The organism is Polaribacter sp. AHE13PA, from assembly GCF_019278505.1.
GTDB lineage: Bacteria > Bacteroidota > Bacteroidia > Flavobacteriales > Flavobacteriaceae > Polaribacter.
Genome location: NZ_CP058985.1, coordinates 1396614 through 1414594, shown reverse-complemented (window position 1 = coordinate 1414594; position 17981 = coordinate 1396614). Strand labels below are relative to the sequence as shown.

The window sequence follows — 17981 nt, the reverse complement described above, 5'->3', positions numbered from 1 at the left end:
TTAATACGCATCCACATCTGTAATAAATCGGATTGGTCTAAAATCTTTAACAGCTTCAAAAGTATCTTTAATCTTTTGAAGTTGTTTTTTTGTTTGTGCTAAATTTTGTTTTGGCGGAATTTTAATGACAATATTTTTAATATATTGATTTCTAACTCTAGAAACAGCTGGTGCAGTTGGACCTAAAACATTTTCACCAAAAGAACTATACAAAGCTTTAAATAGCCAATTTACACCACTATCAACTTTGTTGTAATCTTTGTGCTTTAGCGTAATTTTTATCAATCTATAATAAGGTGGGTATTTATATTGCCAACGTTCCTGCAATTGTTCTTTATACATTTCTGCATAATTTGTGGTAGAAACTTGTTGTAATATTTGATGATGCGGATTATAGGTTTGAATGGCTACATTTCCTTGTTTTTTACTTCTTCCTGCTCTTCCTGAAACCTGTACCATCATATCATACGCACGCTCATGTGCTCTAAAATCTGGAAAATTTAGCATAGAATCTGCATTTATGATTCCTACCAAAGTTACATTTTCAAAATCTAAACCTTTAGAAAGCATTTGCGTTCCTACTAGTACGTCTATTTCTTTAGCTTCAAAAGCACCAATTATTTTTTGATATCCATATTTTCCACGAGTAGTATCTAAATCCATTCTTCCGATCTTAAAATCTGGAAATAAGGTGGTCAACTCTAATTCAATCTGTTCAGTTCCAAAACCTTTATTGTCTAAAGTATTGCTTCCGCAAGCACCACAGCTATTTGGCATGGATCTTTGATAGTTGCAATAATGGCAACGCAATTCGTTCCTGAATTTATGGTAGGTTAAACTAACATCACAATTTGGACATTCTGGTGATACTCCACATGTATTACATTCTACAACTGGCGAAAATCCACGTCTATTTTGAAACAAGATTACTTGCTCTTTTAAGTCTAAAGCTTCCTGAATCAGTTTCAGTAATCTATCAGAAAAATGACCTTTCATTTCCTTTTTTCGCTGCTTTTCCTTTACGTCTATCAATTCAATTTTTGGCAGTTGCACATTTCCATGACGACGATTTAATGCTACAAAACCATATTTATTTTGTTGTGCATTAAAATAGGTTTCTAAGGATGGAGTAGCAGAACCCAACAATATTTTAGCATTATGAAGTTTCGCTAAAACAATAGCGCAATCTCTTGCATTGTATCTTGGTGAAGGTTCAAACTGTTTGTAAGAAGTTTCATGTTCTTCATCAACTACAATTAAACCTAAATTAGAAAAAGGTAAAAATATAGAAGAACGAGCACCTAAAATAATGCGTGCTTTCGGTTTGTTTTCTAAAACGTTATTCCAAACTTCTACACGCTCATTCATAGAATATTTAGAGTGAAAAACAGAAATTTGTTCTCCAAAATAAAACTGTAAACGCGTTATTATTTGTGTGGTTAATGCAATTTCTGGCAACAAGAATACTACTTGTTTCCCTTGGTCTAATACTTCTTGAATTAATTTTGTATAGACCTCCGTTTTTCCAGAACTTGTAATTCCGTGTAAAAGCGTAACGTCTTTTTCTTTAAAGGTTTCTTTAATTTCTGTAAGTGCTTTTTCTTGAAACTCATTCAGCACTTTTAAATCATTAGTATCTCCATTAAACTCAATTCTATCTGTTTGAATGTGATAAAATTCAAAAATGTTTTTATCGACCAAAGACTTTAAAATGGAAGCAGAAACACTTGCTTTTTCTTCTAGATCTTTTGCTTTTATAGGTTTTTTAGAAGTTGATAGTTGAAAAAATCCTAAAACGGCTTCCCGTTGTTTTTTTGCTCTAGATAATTCTTCTAATAATTTTCCTAAAGAATCATCCGAAGAATAATCTGCATGTAAACGAACATATTTAACCAATTTTGGTTTGTATTGTTCGTAAATTTCTTCCTTAATTATAATTGCTTCTTTTTTAATTAAAGAGTTTATAATAGGCATTACTTTTTGCTTTCCTAAAATAGCAATTACTTGATGAATGGTTAGTTGAGATTGATGTTGTAATGCTTCAAAAATTAAAAATTCATCATCTGCTAAAATCGCATCATCAGAAAAATCTTCATTTTTATTGATAATGGTTTCGCTTTCTAACAAAAAGGCAGAAGGCAAAGCAGCTCTATATACATCACCCAAAGAACACATATAATAACTAGAAATCCATTGCCAATGTTTTAGTTGTAATTCATTTACCAATGGAACTTCATCTAAAATTTGATGAATATCTTTGGCTTCGTACAAAACCGGTTTTGTTTGATGGATGTTTAAAACCAAGGCAGAATACATTTTCGATTTACCAAAAGAAACCGCAACACGCATTCCTTTTTTTAGAAAATTAGCTTCGTCTTCAGTAACAGAATACGTGAATGTTTTCTGTATAGGAATGGGTAGTATGACGTCTATAAAATGTAGCAATTGACTTATTTTTAAGTATTTGTAATTCTCTTGTTAAATGAAGTCTTTAAATTTTGGTAAAAGACTTCTAGATCTCTCGTTATTCTTAATTCGTAATGACATTAATAATCAAAATTACATAAAATTTAATACATTTTTTTGATAAATAGCTAAAGTTCTATTTTAGAATTGTTAGAATGATAAATCTTTATTTCTGTTGAGGTTCTAGTTTTTTTCTGAGCTTTAAAAAGATAACTTTGTAGCTCTTTTTAAGCTTATTTTTTTATTACTGAGGTTTATCATAAAAACGATTTTATTAAAGAGGTAATTTTGATACTTATTTCAAATTAATACCTAAATTTAATCTCTGTTAGCATTAAAAAAAAACTAAAGTTTAAAAAAGGCTCTTGTTAAAAGTAAATATAGAGTTACTTATTTTAACAGCTTTCTATTCATCAATAAAATCAGATAGATTTATTGGTTATAAATTACTACTACATTGACTTCTGCTAATGAAGGCAAACATTAAGAACGGAATAAGAATACGAATTATGAAGATTATTTTTGCAAAATGAATATTGCTTTTAAAAAAATATATAAGACTGCATTTTGGGCAAGTGTTTTAGGATTGTTTGCTTTTATTTTTCATTTTGGTTTTGAGCAAACTATTTTTGTACAGCAGCTTATAGATGGTTTTTACTTTATTGTAATTGCATTAGGCTTAACGTCTACTTTTGTGCGGTATTATGAAAATCCGCATCTTTTAAAAAGAAATGTTGTGGTCTTTGACCTCCTTTCTATCGGATATTTATTATGTATTATTTATATGTATTTGTTTGTTGGTGAATCCTTTCAGACAGATTTGGTTTTAGAGAATCCGTTGTGGTTGGTTTTTGCGGTTATTTTATCATTTATAAGAGAGTTTTCTGAACTGAAATTAAACCTAAATAGAATTTATTTTAATCCTGCTCAGTTATTTATTTTAAGTTTTTTAACCATCATCTTTTTAGGTTCTTTGTTATTGATGATGCCAAAAGCTACGTATAACGGTTTGTCTTTTATAGATGCTTTGTTTACGTCTGCAAGTGCCGTTTGTGTTACAGGATTAGCTGTAGTAGATACGGGTACTTATTTTACCGTTTTTGGGCAATCTATACTTTTAATTCTAATTCAAATTGGTGGTTTGGGAATTCTAACTTTTGCGAGCTATTTTAGTTATTTCTTTAAAGGTGGTAGCACGTATGAGAATCAATTAACGTTGAGTGAAATGACCAATTCACAAAGAATTGGAGGGGTTTTTAATACTTTAAAAAATATTATTGTAATTACTGTAACGGTAGAGTTAATTGCCGCCATACTTATTTATGTTTCTTTAGATGATGCTTTAGTAACCAATTTTGTAGACAAAGCTTTTTTCTCTATTTTTCATGCTATTTCTGCTTTTTGCAATGCAGGTTTTTCTACGTTAAGTAATAGTATTTATGAAGTTGGTTTTCGTTTTAATTATCCTTTACAACTGGTAATTATTGCTACGTTTTTTCTTGGGAGTTTAGGTTTTCCTATTGTAGTAAACCTCTTAAAATATTTAAAACATGTTATTCTTAATTTTTTTAAGTTTCAATCTTATAGAAAAACCTATAAACCTTGGGTATTAAAAATTAATAGTCGAATTAATTTAGTAACTACTTTGTCTCTTACAGGTATTGCCTTTATACTTTTCTTTATTATAGAATACCATAATACTTTAGAAGAACATTCGCTTTTTGGTAAAATGGTCAATGCTTTATTTATTGCAACCACACCAAGAACAGCAGGTTTTAATTCGGTAGATATGACTGCTTTATCATTACCAACAATAATGATTACCTTTTTATTAATGTGGATTGGAGCTTCGCCAGCATCCACCGGAGGTGGTATAAAAACCAGTACTTTTGCTATTGCCACTTTAAACATACTAAGTTTGTCAAAAGGAAAAAATAGAATAGAAGTATACCGAAGAGAAGTTGCAGATATTTCTGTAAAAAGAGCATTTGCCACCATAGCACTTTCGTTAATTGTAATTGGTTTTGGTATTATGCTGATTACCATATTTAACCCTGAACTAGGACTGTTAAAAATCGCTTTCGAAAGTTTTTCTGCCTACAGTACTGTTGGTTTAAGTTTAGGTATTACGTCTAGTCTTGGTACGGCAAGTAAGTTGGTTGTAATTGCTATTATGTTTATAGGAAGAGTAAGTATGCTTTCTATAATGGTAGCCGTTTTTAGAAAAATTAAACATAAAAATTATCGCTACCCAAGCGAAGAAATAACCATAAACTAATATTATGAAATATATTATTGTAGGACTCGGAAATTTTGGAGGTCCATTGGCAGAAAAACTAACTACGCAAGGAAATGAAGTTATTGGGATAGATAGCAATATGGCAAAAGTAGAATTGTATAAAGAAAGAATTTCTCATACTATTTGTATGGATGCTACGGATGAATCTACCGTTTCTGGGCTACCATTAAGCGATACCGATGTGGTTATTATCGCCTTTGGGCAAGATCAGGGAGCTAATGTAATGACTACTGCATTGTTTAAAAATTTTCAAGTAAAACGATTAATTAGTAGGGCGATAAATCCTTTACATGAAAAGGTTTTAAACGCCATTGGTATTGAAGAAATTGTACATCCAGAAGAGGAATCGGCAGAGCGTTGGGCTAAAAAACTGTGTTTAACAAATGTGGTAGATTCATTTGAGTTAAGTGCAGATTATAGCATTATTGAGGTGAATATTCCCGAAAGATATATTGGAAGTACCATTAAGGAAATTCAGCTTCGTAGAAAATACAATATCTTAGCGCTAACCACCATAAAAAAAACAAAAGTAAAATCTCTTGTTGGTAAATCTAGAAACGAAGAACAAGTACAAGGTGTAATCGCACCAAATACTGTTTTAAATGAAAATGATATTTTAGTAATCTATGGTGCTAATAAAGATTTAAGAAAATTCACCAATAAATAACCTAAAAAAAGCGTTAATTGCTCTTTTAAATTCTAAAAATGGACACAAATACAATCTATATAAAAAACATGGTTTGCCCGCGTTGTGTGGATGTGGTAAAAGAAATTTGTGAAGATTTACAGATCTCTATTCAACATCTTCAATTAGGTAAGTTAGAAAGTACTACCGTAGTAAATGATGCTTTAAAAGTGGAATTGGGTAGCCGTTTAAAAGAAAGAGGTTTTGAGTTACTAGAGGATAAAAATCAAAAAATAATAACGCAGATTAAAGCGTTAATAATTGCACAAGTACATCATTCTAAAGAATCTTTAAACATCAATTTTTCAGATTATATTTCTGATGAATTGCATCATGATTATGCATCTCTTAGTAGGCTTTTTTCTTCTGTAGAAGGGATTACTATAGAACGTTTTATTTTAAAACAGAAAATAGAGCATGTAAAAGAACTCCTTTTTTACAAAGAATATTCGCTTTCAGAAATTGCTATTCAGATGAATTATAGCAGTGTAGCACACCTTTCTGCTCAGTTTAAAAAAGAAACAGGTATGTCTCCTTCTCAGTTTAAAAAGATGAAAGATCCCAAGCATCAATCTTTAGATTCGCTTTAAGTAAAAAAGCATTAAATCAGAATTATACAAATGATACTCATAATTCTGTAACAAATTAGATATACAGTCGCTGTACTTTTGTAGTACAATAAAAGTAATATCATGAAAGAAGAATATAAAGTTGCTGGTATGACGTGTGCATCATGTGCTATCAGTATAGAATCTTATTTAAAACCACAAGAAGGAGTTATTGACGTTGCTGTAAATTACCCAAATCAATCGGTGACCATCTCATATGACGAAAATATTATTCCGTTGGAAACTATTGGGAATAAAGTTAAAGAAATAGGTTTTAAATTGATTTTAGGTACAAAAGAAGATACTAAAAAAGAGTTTGAAGCCTTAGAAGAAAAAAGATTAGCAACCCTTAAAAATAAGTTGATTTTTGCTGCAGTTTTTTCGGTGCCTATTTTTATCATGTCTATGTTTTTAATGGGTAAAATACCTTATGAAAATTGGATTATGATGGCGCTTGCACTACCTGTTCTATTTTATAGTGGTGCAGAGTTTTATACTATTGCGTGGAAAAGGTTAAAGAATTTTTCTACAAATATGGACACATTGGTGGCATTAAGTACCGGAATCGCCTTTTTATTTAGTGTGTTTAATACCGTAAATCCGCAGTACTTTTTAAGCAAAGGTTTGGTGCCTCATGTGTATTTCGAATCGGCAGTAATTATTATTACTTTAATTTTATTAGGACGTTTTTTTGAAGAAAAAGCAAAAAGTAAAACCTCTTCTGCTATTAAGAAATTAATGGGTTTAAAACCTAAAAAAGTAACCGCAATTAGAAATGGCGAAGAAAAAGTAATCTCTTATGATGAAATTCTAAAAGGAGAACTCATCATTTTAAAACCGGGAGATAAAATTCCTGTAGACGGAAAAGTAAAAAAAGGAACTTCTTTTATAGATGAAAGTATGATTTCTGGAGAACCGATTCCGGTTGAAAAAGTAAAAGGAAGCAAAGTTTTTGCAGGTACTATCAATCAAAAAGGATCTTTAAGAATTATTGCTACTAAAATTGGCGATGAAACTTTACTATCTCAAATTATTAGATTGGTAGAAGAAGCACAATCTAGCAAGCCTGCTATTCAGAAATTGGCAGATAAAATTGCAGGTATATTCGTGCCTATTGTAATTGGTTTAGCGGTTGTAACTTTTGTTTTATGGTATTTCTTAGGGCCAGATCCTTCTATAACCTACGCATTATTAACACCAATTACTGTTTTAATTATTGCTTGTCCGTGTGCGTTAGGTTTGGCAACTCCAACCGCTTTAATGGTTGGTATTGGTAAAGGAGCACAACAAGGAATTTTAATTAAAGACGCACAAGCATTAGAAACAGCTTATAAAATTGATACTTTAATATTAGACAAAACAGGAACCATTACCGAAGGAAAACCAAAAGTAACCGATTTAATTTGGAATAAAAATACAGTTTCTACCGAACTAGAAAAAGTAGTATTTGCCATAGAATCAGAATCAGAGCATCCTATTGCAGAAGCAATTGTAGCACATTTAAAAACGATAGATACAGAAAGCGTACCCATCGATTCTTTTACAAGTATTACCGGTTTGGGTGCAGAAGCAACCTTTAAAAATGAATTGTATCGAATTGGGAATGAGAGTTTAATGGTTCAAAAGGAAATTACAATTCCTACTGAATTGAGTACGAAAGCAAATAGTTTAAAATCAGAAGCAAAAACAGTGGTGTATGTAGCGCATAAAAATACCGTAGTTGGTCTTATTGCAGTGGCCGATAAAGTAAAAGAAACAACGCTTGCTGCGATTGAGAAACTACAACAAATGGGCATAGAAATACACATGCTAACTGGCGATAATGAGCAAACTGCAAAAGCAATTGCCAACAAAGTTGGGATAAAAAACTATCAAGCCAATGTAATGCCTGCAGATAAAGGTGCTTTTGTTAAAAAACTACAAGCAGAAGGAAAAGTGGTTGCGATGGCAGGAGACGGAATTAATGATTCGCACGCTTTGGCACAAGCAGATGTTGGTATTGCTATGGGAAGCGGAACAGATATTGCTATGGAAAGTGCAGGAATCACGTTAATGCATTCCGATTTAAAACAGATTTCTAAAGCGATTCAATTATCTAAAGCAACGATGAAAACTATTAAACAGAATTTATTCTGGGCATTTATTTACAACCTTATTGCCATTCCTATTGCAGCAGGAGCATTGTATCCCATCAACGGATTTTTATTAAACCCAATGATTGCTGGGGCAGCAATGTCTATGAGTTCTATATCTGTGCTCTCTAATAGTTTAAGATTAAAAAATAAAAACATTAATTAAAAATAAAAAAAGATGACAACCGTAAAATACAAAACAAATATCCATTGTGGAAGTTGCATTAAATCTGTAACCCCAGCGTTAAATAATTTAGATAACGTAGATTTATGGAAAGTAGATTTAGAGCACGATGATAAAATTTTAGAAGTAACCTTAGACGATGAGGATAAAAACAGCGTAGTAGAAGCTGTAAAAAGTGCAGGTTTCGAAATTGAAGAAATTCAATAAGAAATTAAAAAGAAGAACAAGTAAGTTCTTTTTATAATACAAAGAAGCATAAAGGCTCAAAACACAATTACGTTGTTTTGAGCTTTTATTTTATAAGGAAATTTGATACTGAATCCTTTAATAAAATTTACCTTTATACTTTAAATCACCATAAATGAACAAAAAAATAGGATTAAAAGAAGCAATATCTATTGGAGTAGGCGGAATGGTAGGTGGTGGAATTTTTGCAGTTCTTGGTCTTGCGGTATCACTTGCAAAAGGCGGAACACCTATTGCTTTTTTATTGGCAGGAATTTTGGCTTTAATAACCTCTTACAGTTACGTAAAACTTTCAATAGCGTACCCAAATAGGGGAGGAACGGTAAAGTTTATCAACCAAGGGTTTGGTAAAACAGTGTTTAGTGGTGCAATTAGTAACCTTTTATGGGTAAGTTATATTATAATGCTTTCTCTTTATGCTTCTGCATTTGGTTCTTATGCGCCTAATTTATTAGAAATTACACACCATAAAACCATAGATTTTCATATTTATGCCAGTGGTATCATTATTTTGGCAACTGTAATAAATTATTATAGTGTTGCTGTGGTTGGTAAAATAGAAGCTTATGCTGTTGTTATTAAACTGATCATTTTAGTGGCCTTTATTTTTATTGGAGGTTACGGGTTAATAGGGAATCCAGAACTGACGCAATTGGCAGTGACTAATTGGGAAGCTCCTATTAAATTATTTGCTGGGGGAATGGTTATTTTTGTGGCTTATGAAGGCTTTGAGTTAATTGCAAATGCAGCGCCAGATATTATCAATCCAGAAAAAAATATTTCTAGAGCTTATTATATTTCTGTTATTTTTGTCATTATTTTGTACATTATTATTGCAATTGTTACGGTGGGTTCACTTCCTTTTTCAAAAATTGCTACGGCAGAAGATTATGTTTTGGCAGAAGCTGCAAAACCAATGTTAGGACAAATTGGTTTTTCTATAATTACGGTGGCTGCTTTAATTTCGACCTTTTCGGCAATCAATGCTTCTTTATTAGGTGCTGGTCGTGTAAATTATGAAATTGCAGAAGATGACGAGCTCGATCATCATTTTTTAGCAAAATTATGGAACCAACCTATAGGATTAATGGTAACCGCCATTGCTACTTTAATTCTTGTAAATATTCTAGATTTAGAAAGTATCTCTACAGCAGGTAGTGTTGGGTTTTTACTTATTTTCGGTATTGTAAATTTTGTTGGTTTTAGATTGTCTAAAAACACGGGGAGCAATAAAGTAATTCCGTTAGTTGGTTTTGTTTTATGTATGGTTGCCACCGTTATTTTAATAAACCAACAGTACGAAACAAACCTATTGGGAGTACTCATTTCTATTTCAATTATAGGTTTTTGTTTTATAGCGGAATGGATTTATAAAAAAAACAGAAAAAAAATAAAGGAAGATAAAAAGACTTCTTCGTAAAAGCGATATAAAAACCTTCAATTTCTGTAATAGTTGCAGTTAAATTGGAGGTTTTTTTGTGGGTTTGTTGTTCCTGTAAAACGATAAATTTATTTTAAAAAAGTGTTATTTAAATGTTGATAAACAGTTCTTTAATAATTGATTTTTTATGGTTAAAAAACTAACTTTGTTAACACCGATTATAAGTCATTAAAACGACATAATAATCGTCTTAATTTACCTTCAAACAAAAAAAAACTATGAAATTAATAAAAGCACGAGTTCAAAACTATAGAAGTATAAAAGATACAGGTGAGTTCGAAATAGAAAAATTAAAAACAATATTTGTCGGACCAAATGAAGCAGGTAAAACGGTTTTATTAAGGGCTCTGCAGCAATTAAACAAACCAGAAGGAATTGATGGATTTGATATTATTAGAGATTATCCACGTTCTTTATATAATGACATAACAACGGGTAAAGTAGATGCCAAAGAAATAGAAATAGTCCGTGGATATTTTGAACTTGATGAAGAGGACAAAGAATTAGTTCCTGAGGAATATAAAGATTGCACTTATGTACTTTATAGAAAACTAAATAATGGAGGTGTTCATTGGTTATCAAATGCACCTAATCAAAAAACCTACAAAGACTTATCAAAAGATTTATCTCGTTTAATTAACCATATAGACAAACAATTTGAGCAAGAAGATGACTTTGATGCCGAGAAAAAACCTAGTATTAAACTAAAGTTAATTACAGATGAGTTTGCCGACTCAACTAGGTTTACAAAAGAAAACACGATTGATTTAATTAAAAAATTAGAAGAAATCTATCCTCTAATAGATGAGGAAAACGAAAAGGAAGAAGATAGGTACTCAAGAATAATTGAAATAATAAAATTTAACGATAAACAGAATGAGATACTTACCTTGTTGAGGAATCGTATTCCTGTATTTGTGCTTTTCAATAATTACTTTAAAGTTAAGCCATCAATTCATTTAGAACATTTAGCAGAACGAATAGAAAGACAACTTTTAGAAGATGATAAATTTTACGATTATGGAAATATTTGTTTATTAAAATTACTAGGTTTTGAAGCTAGAGAATTAGCCAACATTGGAAACACCACAAGTCCTGATAAAGATGATTTAGGTGCATTAAAAAACTATAGGGATACGCTTGATAGTAGAGGATATCAACTTAACGCAGCAAGTGTTAGATTAACCAAAGAAATAAAAAGTATATGGAATCCAAATCCAGATAGACCTGAAGCTGAAAAAATTAGAATTTCAGCAGATGGACAATATTTAAAAGTTGTAGTTGAAGACGAAATAGGAGTAGAAATTGAACTTGACCAACGTTCAGAAGGTTTCCAATGGATAGTTTCTTTTTTTGTTGTATTCTTTGCTGAAGCAATGGATAAACATAAAAATGCAATACTCCTTTTAGATGAACCTGGAATGAGTTTACACGGTTTGAAACAACGTGACTTTAGAGAAACTCTTTCTCGGTTATCTAAAACGAATCAAACAATATATACTACTCACTCTCCTTTTTTAGTAGGTTCTAATGAATTAGATTTGGTAAGAGTAGTAGAGTTAAAAAACCGTGAGGAAGGAACTAAAGTTCATACTACAATTACATCTAGTGACCCAGCAGGTTTGTTGCCTTTACAAGAAGCGTTAGGTTATGATTTAGCACAAAGTTTATTTACACAAACAAAAAACCTAATATTAGAAGGTTTAACAGATTATTGGTATGTTGAAGCTACATCTGCACTGTTAAGAGAGGATAAAGTTGTAAATTTAGATAGTAAAATTGCTCTCGTATTTGCTAATTCTGCAGGAAAAGTAGTTTATTATGCAACAATTTTGCACGCACATAAATTAAAAATCGCAGCTTTACTTGATTCCGATGCTGCAGGTGACCAAGCTGCTAAACAGGAAAATTTGGTTCATACTTTAGGTAATAAAAATATTTTAAGAACAAAAGATTTTTGTACAAATGTAGCTAAACCAGAAATCGAAGATTTACTTAGGGAAACTCTAATTAAAATTGTGAAATCTGAATACAGTAAAGATTGTAAAGCCATATCAGATTCTCAACCTACACGACCAATTATAGATATTTTTGTTCAAGAAGTTCCACGTTTTTCAAAATACAAATTAGCTAAAGCATTTTTAAAATGGTGCAAGGATAATGACTCGTCAAAATTGACATCAGAAGAAAGAGATTATTGGATAGGATTAATAGAGAAAATTAACAAAGCACTTAAATAATTATGTCTGAATTTTTTACACCTTCAATTATAGCATCTATAACTGCTCTTTGTTTATCCTTTATTACATTATTTCAATTTTTTAAAAACCAAAGATTTCAACAAAAACAATTTGATAAGAACTTAAATCGTTCACTTACGACTAAACTCTATGACTTACGACTAAAACATTATCCTAAGGCTTATGAAATAACAGATTTAATTCGCAAGAAAAAAGGGGGGGATTATGATATCAATGAGATTAAAGAAGTGCTTGAGGCGCTAATAGATTGGAAAAAAGGAATAATAAATTTAATAATTTCAATTGAATCTAGGGACAGCTATTATACTCTCAGAGATGTTCTTATGAAAAATCCTGCTCAGCAAGAATCATTCTCTAAAGAACAAGTTGAAAAAATATATAACGCTCATAAATCATTTAGAAAACAATTAAGAAGAGATTTAGGTTTTATGTATCGAGAAGAAAGATTAAGGAGAAAATAAAAAATTGCAGATATTACCGTATATGATTTATTGCTTGTTTTTGCCTACTTTGGTGTTTTTAACTTTATTTGTACTTGCAAAGTTAAGTACTAACACGCGCAACCACTCACAAGTGAGGTCGTTAGCAAAAAAAATAAAACCTTAAATAAATTGAATCTTATTCAATTTATTTAAGGTTTTTATTTACAATTAGGCGAAGAACCTTTACTTTCTCAATAACTCAAACAAACAAGTCTAGCCCTGATTGAAACGGCATCCTTTTTTCTTTCATTTTTGCATTGGCAAGAAATGAAAGAAAAAAGATACAGTGGAAAGCAGGAAATAGCTTCTAATAAAAATTAATAAAGAGCGTAGGTAACTTCTTCTTCAGCAGTTACTGGAAATAATTTTTCTGCTTCGGCTAAGTCTAAAATAGTATCTACTTCGTACCAAGGTTTTTCATCGAAAGAAACGGCTTCGAATGCTATTGTTTTTTCGGCTACTAAGGTTGTAAAAACGGTTTCGTAATAGGCGTTTACGTTTCCGGCTTCAATATATTGATTCAGTTTTTTGGTGACTTCTTGCCAAGATTCTAAAGAGAAACTATAAATATTTACGGTTTTATAACGCGTTTCTGTATACGGTTCTGTGGTGCCTGGTTGAAACTGCATCACTTTATTTTGAGCGTTAATCGTTACGGTAGTTCCGTTGAGCCAAGGTTGCATTTTTGCCACTGCCATTCTATCTGGATACACCATATTGCTTAGTAAAGAGGTGTCTAAAACCAAGTCGCTTTCTATAAGTACAAAAGGTTCTTTTATACTATTTCTTGCCATCCAAAGTGAGTAAATATTGTTGGTGGTTTTGTATAACGGACTGTGTACATACTCGATACTTAAGCCATCTGTTTGGTTGCCTAAAAAATCTACAATACATTCTTGTTTATAACCAGTTACAATAACAAGACGCGTAAAACCTTGGTCTTTTAAATTGGTTACAAGACGCTCTAACATAGATTTTTCACTGACTAAAGTTAAGCATTTAGGAGCATCTTTTGTGATTGGAAAAAGACGACTTCCGGTTCCGGCAGCCAATAATAATGCAGTAGTAATTCTATTGTTAAGTGTATGTTTTTCTGAATTAATGGTCATGTAATATTAATTTGGGGGCTCTATCAAAAAAAAACATAAAAGCAATTTTAAGAGCTTTTATGTTTACTAAATTGAATGTTTTAATATGTTATTTATGGATAATTTAAAGAACGTTTATAAAAGCTGTTAATGTAATAATTGGCTTGTAAAAATAGTTCCTTAAAATCCATTTTTTGCAAATTTACTATGCTAAGGTGGAATGTGCTATTTATATTTAACAATTTATTAGTGATAAAAAGTGTTCATAAAAAAGCATAAAAAAACCTCTAATTACCAATTGAATATCAGTAAAATAGAGGTTTGTTTAAACTAAATATTTAATTATACTAATTTCTTAGCATTCTTTACTTTTTGCTTTGTAAGTGCAATTTCTATTACTTCTTTCATTTCAGAAACATAATGGAAAGTCATACCTTTTAAGTAGCTTTCTTTGATTTCTAAAATATCTTTTTCGTTTTCTTTACACAGAATAATTTCTTTAATATTTGCTCTTTTAGCTGCTAATATTTTTTCTTTAATTCCGCCAACGGGTAGTACTTTTCCACGTAAAGTAATCTCACCTGTCATGGCTAATTTGTTTTTTATTTTACGTTGTGTAAAAGAAGAAACTAAAGAAGTTAACATGGTAATACCTGCACTTGGTCCGTCTTTTGGTGTTGCGCCTTCTGGTACGTGAATGTGTACATTGTATTTTTCTAGAATTTCTTGCTTAATACCTAATTCTTCTGCATTTGATTTTATGTATTGTAAAGCAATCGTTGCAGATTCTTTCATCACATTTCCTAAATTACCAGTAATAGAAAGGTTTCCTTTTCCTTTAGATAAAATAGACTCTATAAATAAAATATCTCCACCAACGCTTGTCCACGCTAAACCAGTAACTACACCAGCAACTTCATTATTTTCGAATTTATCTCTAAATCTAGGTGTTCCTAAGATTTTTTCTATTTTTTCTGAAGAAATTGCAATGTCATACTCTTCTTCTAAAGCGATAGATTTTGCCGCGAAACGAACCACTTTTGCAATTTTCTTTTCTAAGCCACGTACTCCAGATTCTCTTGTATATCCTTCTACAATTTGCTCTAATTGTTTTTTACCTAACTTTAAGTGCGCAGTTGTTAAACCATGCTCTTTTAATTGTTTTGGTAATAAATGTCTTTTAGCAATTTCTATTTTCTCTTCAATAGTATATCCAGTAACATTTATAATTTCCATTCTATCACGTAAAGCCCAAGGAATTTGACCTAAGTTATTTGCTGTAGCAATAAAAAGTATTTTAGATAAATCGTATCCAACTTCTAAATAGTTATCGTAAAAAGATTCATTTTGTTCTGGATCTAAAACTTCTAACATTGCAGAAGAAGGATCTCCTTGATGGCTGTTACTTAGTTTGTCTATTTCATCTAAAACAAAAACAGGATTCGATGTTCCAGCTTTTTTTAAGTTCTGAATTAAACGCCCTGGCATAGCTCCAATATACGTTTTTCTGTGTCCTCTAATTTCTGCTTCATCACGCAAACCACCTAAAGACATACGGATGTATTTACGTCCTAATGCTTCTGCCACAGATTTTCCTAAAGAAGTTTTACCAACTCCTGGAGGTCCGTATAAACAGATAATTGGCGATTTCATATCTCCTCTTAACTTTAAAACCGCTAAGTGTTCTATAATTCTGTCTTTTACTTCTTCTAAACCAAAATGATCTCTATCTAAAACCTTAGTCGCAAATTTTAAGTCGAATTTATCTTTCGAGTAAATTCCCCAAGGTAACTCTAGCAACAATTCTAAATAGCTTCTCTGAACACCATATTCAGCCGCTTGTGGATTCATTCTTTTTAAACGATTGATTTCTTTTTCAAACGTTTCACCAACTTCTTTACTCCATTTTTTAGTTTTAGCCTGCTTACGCATTTCTTCTAACTCTTCGTCATTAGAAACGCCTCCAAGTTCATCCTGAATGGTTTTTAATTGTTGGTTTAAATAATATTCACGTTGTTGTTGGTCTAAATCTTCACGAGTTTTAGACTGAATATCATTACGCAATTTTAATTTCTGAAGCTCTTTGTTTAAGTTTTTTAAGGCTAATAAGGCACGTTCTTTTAGATTGTCTTTTTCTAAAATTACTTGTTTTTGAGCTACAGATAAATCCATGTTAGATGAAATAAAATTCACCAAAAACGAATCTGATTTTATGTTTTTAATCGCAAAAGAAGCTTCACTAGGTAACATTGGGTTTTCCTTAATTACTTCTAAAGCTTGTTCTTTTATAGATTCTATAATAGCTTCAAATTCTTTTTCGTCATCCACACTTCTGTCTTCTAGTGCTTCTTTTACCGTTGCTTTTAAATACGGTTTGTCTTGTACAATGGCATCAATTTCGAAACGTTTTTTACCTTGTATGATAACGGTTGTGTTACCATCAGGCATTTTTAAAACACGTAAAATCTGTGCAACCACACCTGTTGTGTGTATGTCTTTTAAAGTTGGTTCTTCTTCGTCTTCATTTCTTTGTGCAACAACTCCAATTACTTTATCGCCTTTGTTTGCATCTTTTATTAATTGAATAGAAGCATCTCTACCGGCTGTAATAGGAATTACAACACCCGGAAACAATACGGTGTTTCTTAATGGTAAAATTGCTAAAACTTCAGGAACACTTTCCTTGTTAATAATTTCCTCATCTTCTGGGGTCATTAACGGAATTAATTCAGAATCTTCATTCAACATATTTTGTAGCGACATATTGTCTAAATGCATTATTTTTGGTTTGCTCATGTGTTATATCTCTGTCATACTGACATTGATTCTTAAAAAGTGTAAAATCAATATCAATTCGTTATTTTTAGTTTACTAGTAATCAATAAAATAGAGTTCTATTTTCTTAATGTCTAATATATAAAAACAATTGTTGTGCCAAGGTTAAAATAGTTTAGATTCCTTTTAAAGTATTTAACTTATTATAATTTTAGTAAATTTGATTGAATAAAACAGTTAATTTCCAATTATGAAAGATACAAGTCATCATGATGAGCGTATTGCAAATATGAAGTTTTTCTCTGTGTACCCACATTACGTAACAAAAGTGGAAAAAAAGGGAAGAAGTATCGCTGAACTATTAGAAGTTATTGAATGGTTAACGGGGTATAATGAAAGTAAATTAAATGAACTTATCGATACACAGGTTACTTTTGAAACTTTTTTTAAAAATGCAACATTACATCCAAATGTACATTTGATAAAGGGCGTAATTTGTGGTTATAGAGTAGAAGAAATAGAGAATTCTTTAACACAACAAGTGCGTTATTTAGATAAATTAGTCGATGAGTTAGCTAAAGGGAAAAAGATGGAAAATATACTAAGGAAGGCGTCTAAAAAATAGTATAAAGTGTAGTTACAATATTGCCTTTTCCGTCTTCTAAAGTATAAGACAATATTTTTTTTTCTTCTTTAACCTTCATATTAAAAGGTGTCGCTAATAAGTCAATTCCGCTTTTCTTTTTAATTCGGATTCCTTGTCCGGAAATAATATCTTTATTAGGGGTAAAATCACCTAAAGGAAGATGTTCTGTAAGAATAACATATTTGTAATTAGGTAATTTTTCTACAACACTTTGTACTTCTGCATTAGATAAATGTTGCAATACTTGCCTTAAAATAATACAATCTGCTTTTGGTAAATCATCCTTAGCAATATCTACACATTTGAAGTTTAAATTTTCTGCTTTAAAATTTTCTTGATTGTATTTTATCAATGCTGATACAATGTCTATAGCTGTATATTTTTGAGTAAGTTTCACGAAATTTTTACCAATATTAAAATCTCCACAACCTAAATCTAAAACCGTAATTGGGTTTTTAAAAGAAGTTAAAAAAGAGCTAATAGTTTCTATATATGGTTCAATTATTTCTGGTTGATGAGAGCCTGAACCAGAATAAAACTCAGTATTGTTACTTCCCCAAAGGTTCATTTTATAAACCTGATCCATAGCATCTTTTGTAGGCCAAGGTTTTTTGTTCTTTTTGATATTCGTGTTTTTCAAATGGATTAATATTTAACTACTTCAGTTT

At 31.0% G+C, this 17981-nt stretch carries 13 protein-coding genes; 9 read left to right on the top strand and 4 right to left on the bottom strand.

From position 1 onward, the window contains the following. Entirely contained in the window at positions 1-2445 is a 2445-nt protein-coding gene (gene priA / locus H0I28_RS06130; protein WP_218760997.1) for a primosomal protein N', read from the bottom strand. 550 nt (positions 2446-2995) lie between these two features. On the opposite strand from priA, the gene H0I28_RS06125 reads away from it, so the two are divergent. The 8 genes from H0I28_RS06125 to H0I28_RS06090 all read left to right on the top strand — a co-directional run bounded on the left by H0I28_RS06125 (position 2996) and on the right by H0I28_RS06090 (position 12783). After that, positions 2996-4744, top strand: coding sequence for a TrkH family potassium uptake protein (locus H0I28_RS06125; RefSeq protein WP_218760995.1), 1749 nt, complete (start codon positions 2996-2998; stop codon positions 4742-4744). Positions 4745-4748: 4 nt separating this feature from the next. After that, on the top strand, positions 4749-5432 hold the full coding sequence (locus H0I28_RS06120) for a TrkA family potassium uptake protein (protein ID WP_218730667.1): 684 nt from the start codon (positions 4749-4751) through the stop codon (positions 5430-5432). Positions 5433-5470: 38 nt separating this feature from the next. Then, on the top strand, positions 5471-6040 hold the full coding sequence (locus tag H0I28_RS06115; protein WP_218760993.1) for an AraC family transcriptional regulator: 570 nt from the start codon (positions 5471-5473) through the stop codon (positions 6038-6040). Positions 6041-6142: 102 nt separating this feature from the next. Beyond that, a complete protein-coding gene (locus H0I28_RS06110; protein ID WP_218760991.1) occupies positions 6143-8356 on the top strand; it encodes a cation-translocating P-type ATPase in 2214 nt (737 codons plus the stop codon). Between the two features lie 12 nt (positions 8357-8368). Continuing rightward, complete coding sequence (locus H0I28_RS06105) at positions 8369-8581, top strand: heavy-metal-associated domain-containing protein (RefSeq protein ID WP_218760989.1); 213 nt, start codon at positions 8369-8371, stop codon at positions 8579-8581. 154 nt (positions 8582-8735) lie between these two features. Further along, positions 8736-10040, top strand: a complete 1305-nt coding sequence (locus tag H0I28_RS06100; protein ID WP_218760987.1) for an APC family permease — start codon at positions 8736-8738, stop codon at positions 10038-10040. A gap of 239 nt (positions 10041-10279) precedes the next feature. Beyond that, on the top strand, positions 10280-12301 hold the full coding sequence (locus H0I28_RS06095) for an AAA family ATPase (protein ID WP_218760985.1): 2022 nt from the start codon (positions 10280-10282) through the stop codon (positions 12299-12301). 2 nt (positions 12302-12303) lie between these two features. Then, positions 12304-12783 carry a hypothetical protein gene (locus H0I28_RS06090; RefSeq protein ID WP_218760983.1) on the top strand — a complete coding sequence of 160 codons (480 nt, stop codon included), beginning with the start codon at positions 12304-12306 and terminating at the stop codon, positions 12781-12783. Positions 12784-13121: 338 nt separating this feature from the next. On the opposite strand, the gene H0I28_RS06085 is transcribed toward H0I28_RS06090, so the two are convergent. Beyond that, complete coding sequence (locus H0I28_RS06085) at positions 13122-13913, bottom strand: sugar phosphate nucleotidyltransferase (protein WP_218760982.1); 792 nt, start codon at positions 13911-13913, stop codon at positions 13122-13124. Positions 13914-14234: 321 nt separating this feature from the next. Further along, complete coding sequence (lon, locus tag H0I28_RS06080) at positions 14235-16688, bottom strand: endopeptidase La (RefSeq protein WP_218730661.1); 2454 nt, start codon at positions 16686-16688, stop codon at positions 14235-14237. A 229-nt stretch (positions 16689-16917) separates the two neighbouring features. Here lon and H0I28_RS06075 point away from each other — a divergent pair, with 229 nt between their 5' ends. Then, complete coding sequence (locus tag H0I28_RS06075; protein WP_218760980.1) at positions 16918-17292, top strand: DUF2200 domain-containing protein; 375 nt, start codon at positions 16918-16920, stop codon at positions 17290-17292. Here H0I28_RS06075 and H0I28_RS06070 read toward each other — a convergent pair. Beyond that, positions 17282-17953: a class I SAM-dependent methyltransferase gene (locus tag H0I28_RS06070; RefSeq protein WP_254712845.1), complete on the bottom strand. Its 672-nt coding sequence runs from the start codon at positions 17951-17953 to the stop codon at positions 17282-17284. The two genes, H0I28_RS06075 and H0I28_RS06070, sit on opposite strands and share 11 nt — an antisense overlap. Positions 17954-17981: the final 28 nt, after the last annotated feature.

Bases quoted from the DNA above. Each gene is read 5' to 3' on its own strand.
- H0I28_RS06115 (WP_218760993.1), top strand. From the start codon at position 5,471: ATGGACACAAATACAATCTATATAAAAAACATGGTTTGCCCGCGTTGT.
- lon (WP_218730661.1), bottom strand. From the start codon at position 16,688: ATGAGCAAACCAAAAATAATGCATTTAGACAATATGTCGCTACAAAAT.
- H0I28_RS06085 (WP_218760982.1), bottom strand. From the start codon at position 13,913: ATGACCATTAATTCAGAAAAACATACACTTAACAATAGAATTACTACT.
- H0I28_RS06095 (WP_218760985.1), top strand. From the start codon at position 10,280: ATGAAATTAATAAAAGCACGAGTTCAAAACTATAGAAGTATAAAAGAT.
- H0I28_RS06120 (WP_218730667.1), top strand. From the start codon at position 4,749: ATGAAATATATTATTGTAGGACTCGGAAATTTTGGAGGTCCATTGGCA.
- H0I28_RS06110 (WP_218760991.1), top strand. From the start codon at position 6,143: ATGAAAGAAGAATATAAAGTTGCTGGTATGACGTGTGCATCATGTGCT.
- H0I28_RS06100 (WP_218760987.1), top strand. From the start codon at position 8,736: ATGAACAAAAAAATAGGATTAAAAGAAGCAATATCTATTGGAGTAGGC.
- H0I28_RS06090 (WP_218760983.1), top strand. From the start codon at position 12,304: ATGTCTGAATTTTTTACACCTTCAATTATAGCATCTATAACTGCTCTT.
- H0I28_RS06105 (WP_218760989.1), top strand. From the start codon at position 8,369: ATGACAACCGTAAAATACAAAACAAATATCCATTGTGGAAGTTGCATT.
- H0I28_RS06125 (WP_218760995.1), top strand. From the start codon at position 2,996: ATGAATATTGCTTTTAAAAAAATATATAAGACTGCATTTTGGGCAAGT.
- H0I28_RS06075 (WP_218760980.1), top strand. From the start codon at position 16,918: ATGAAAGATACAAGTCATCATGATGAGCGTATTGCAAATATGAAGTTT.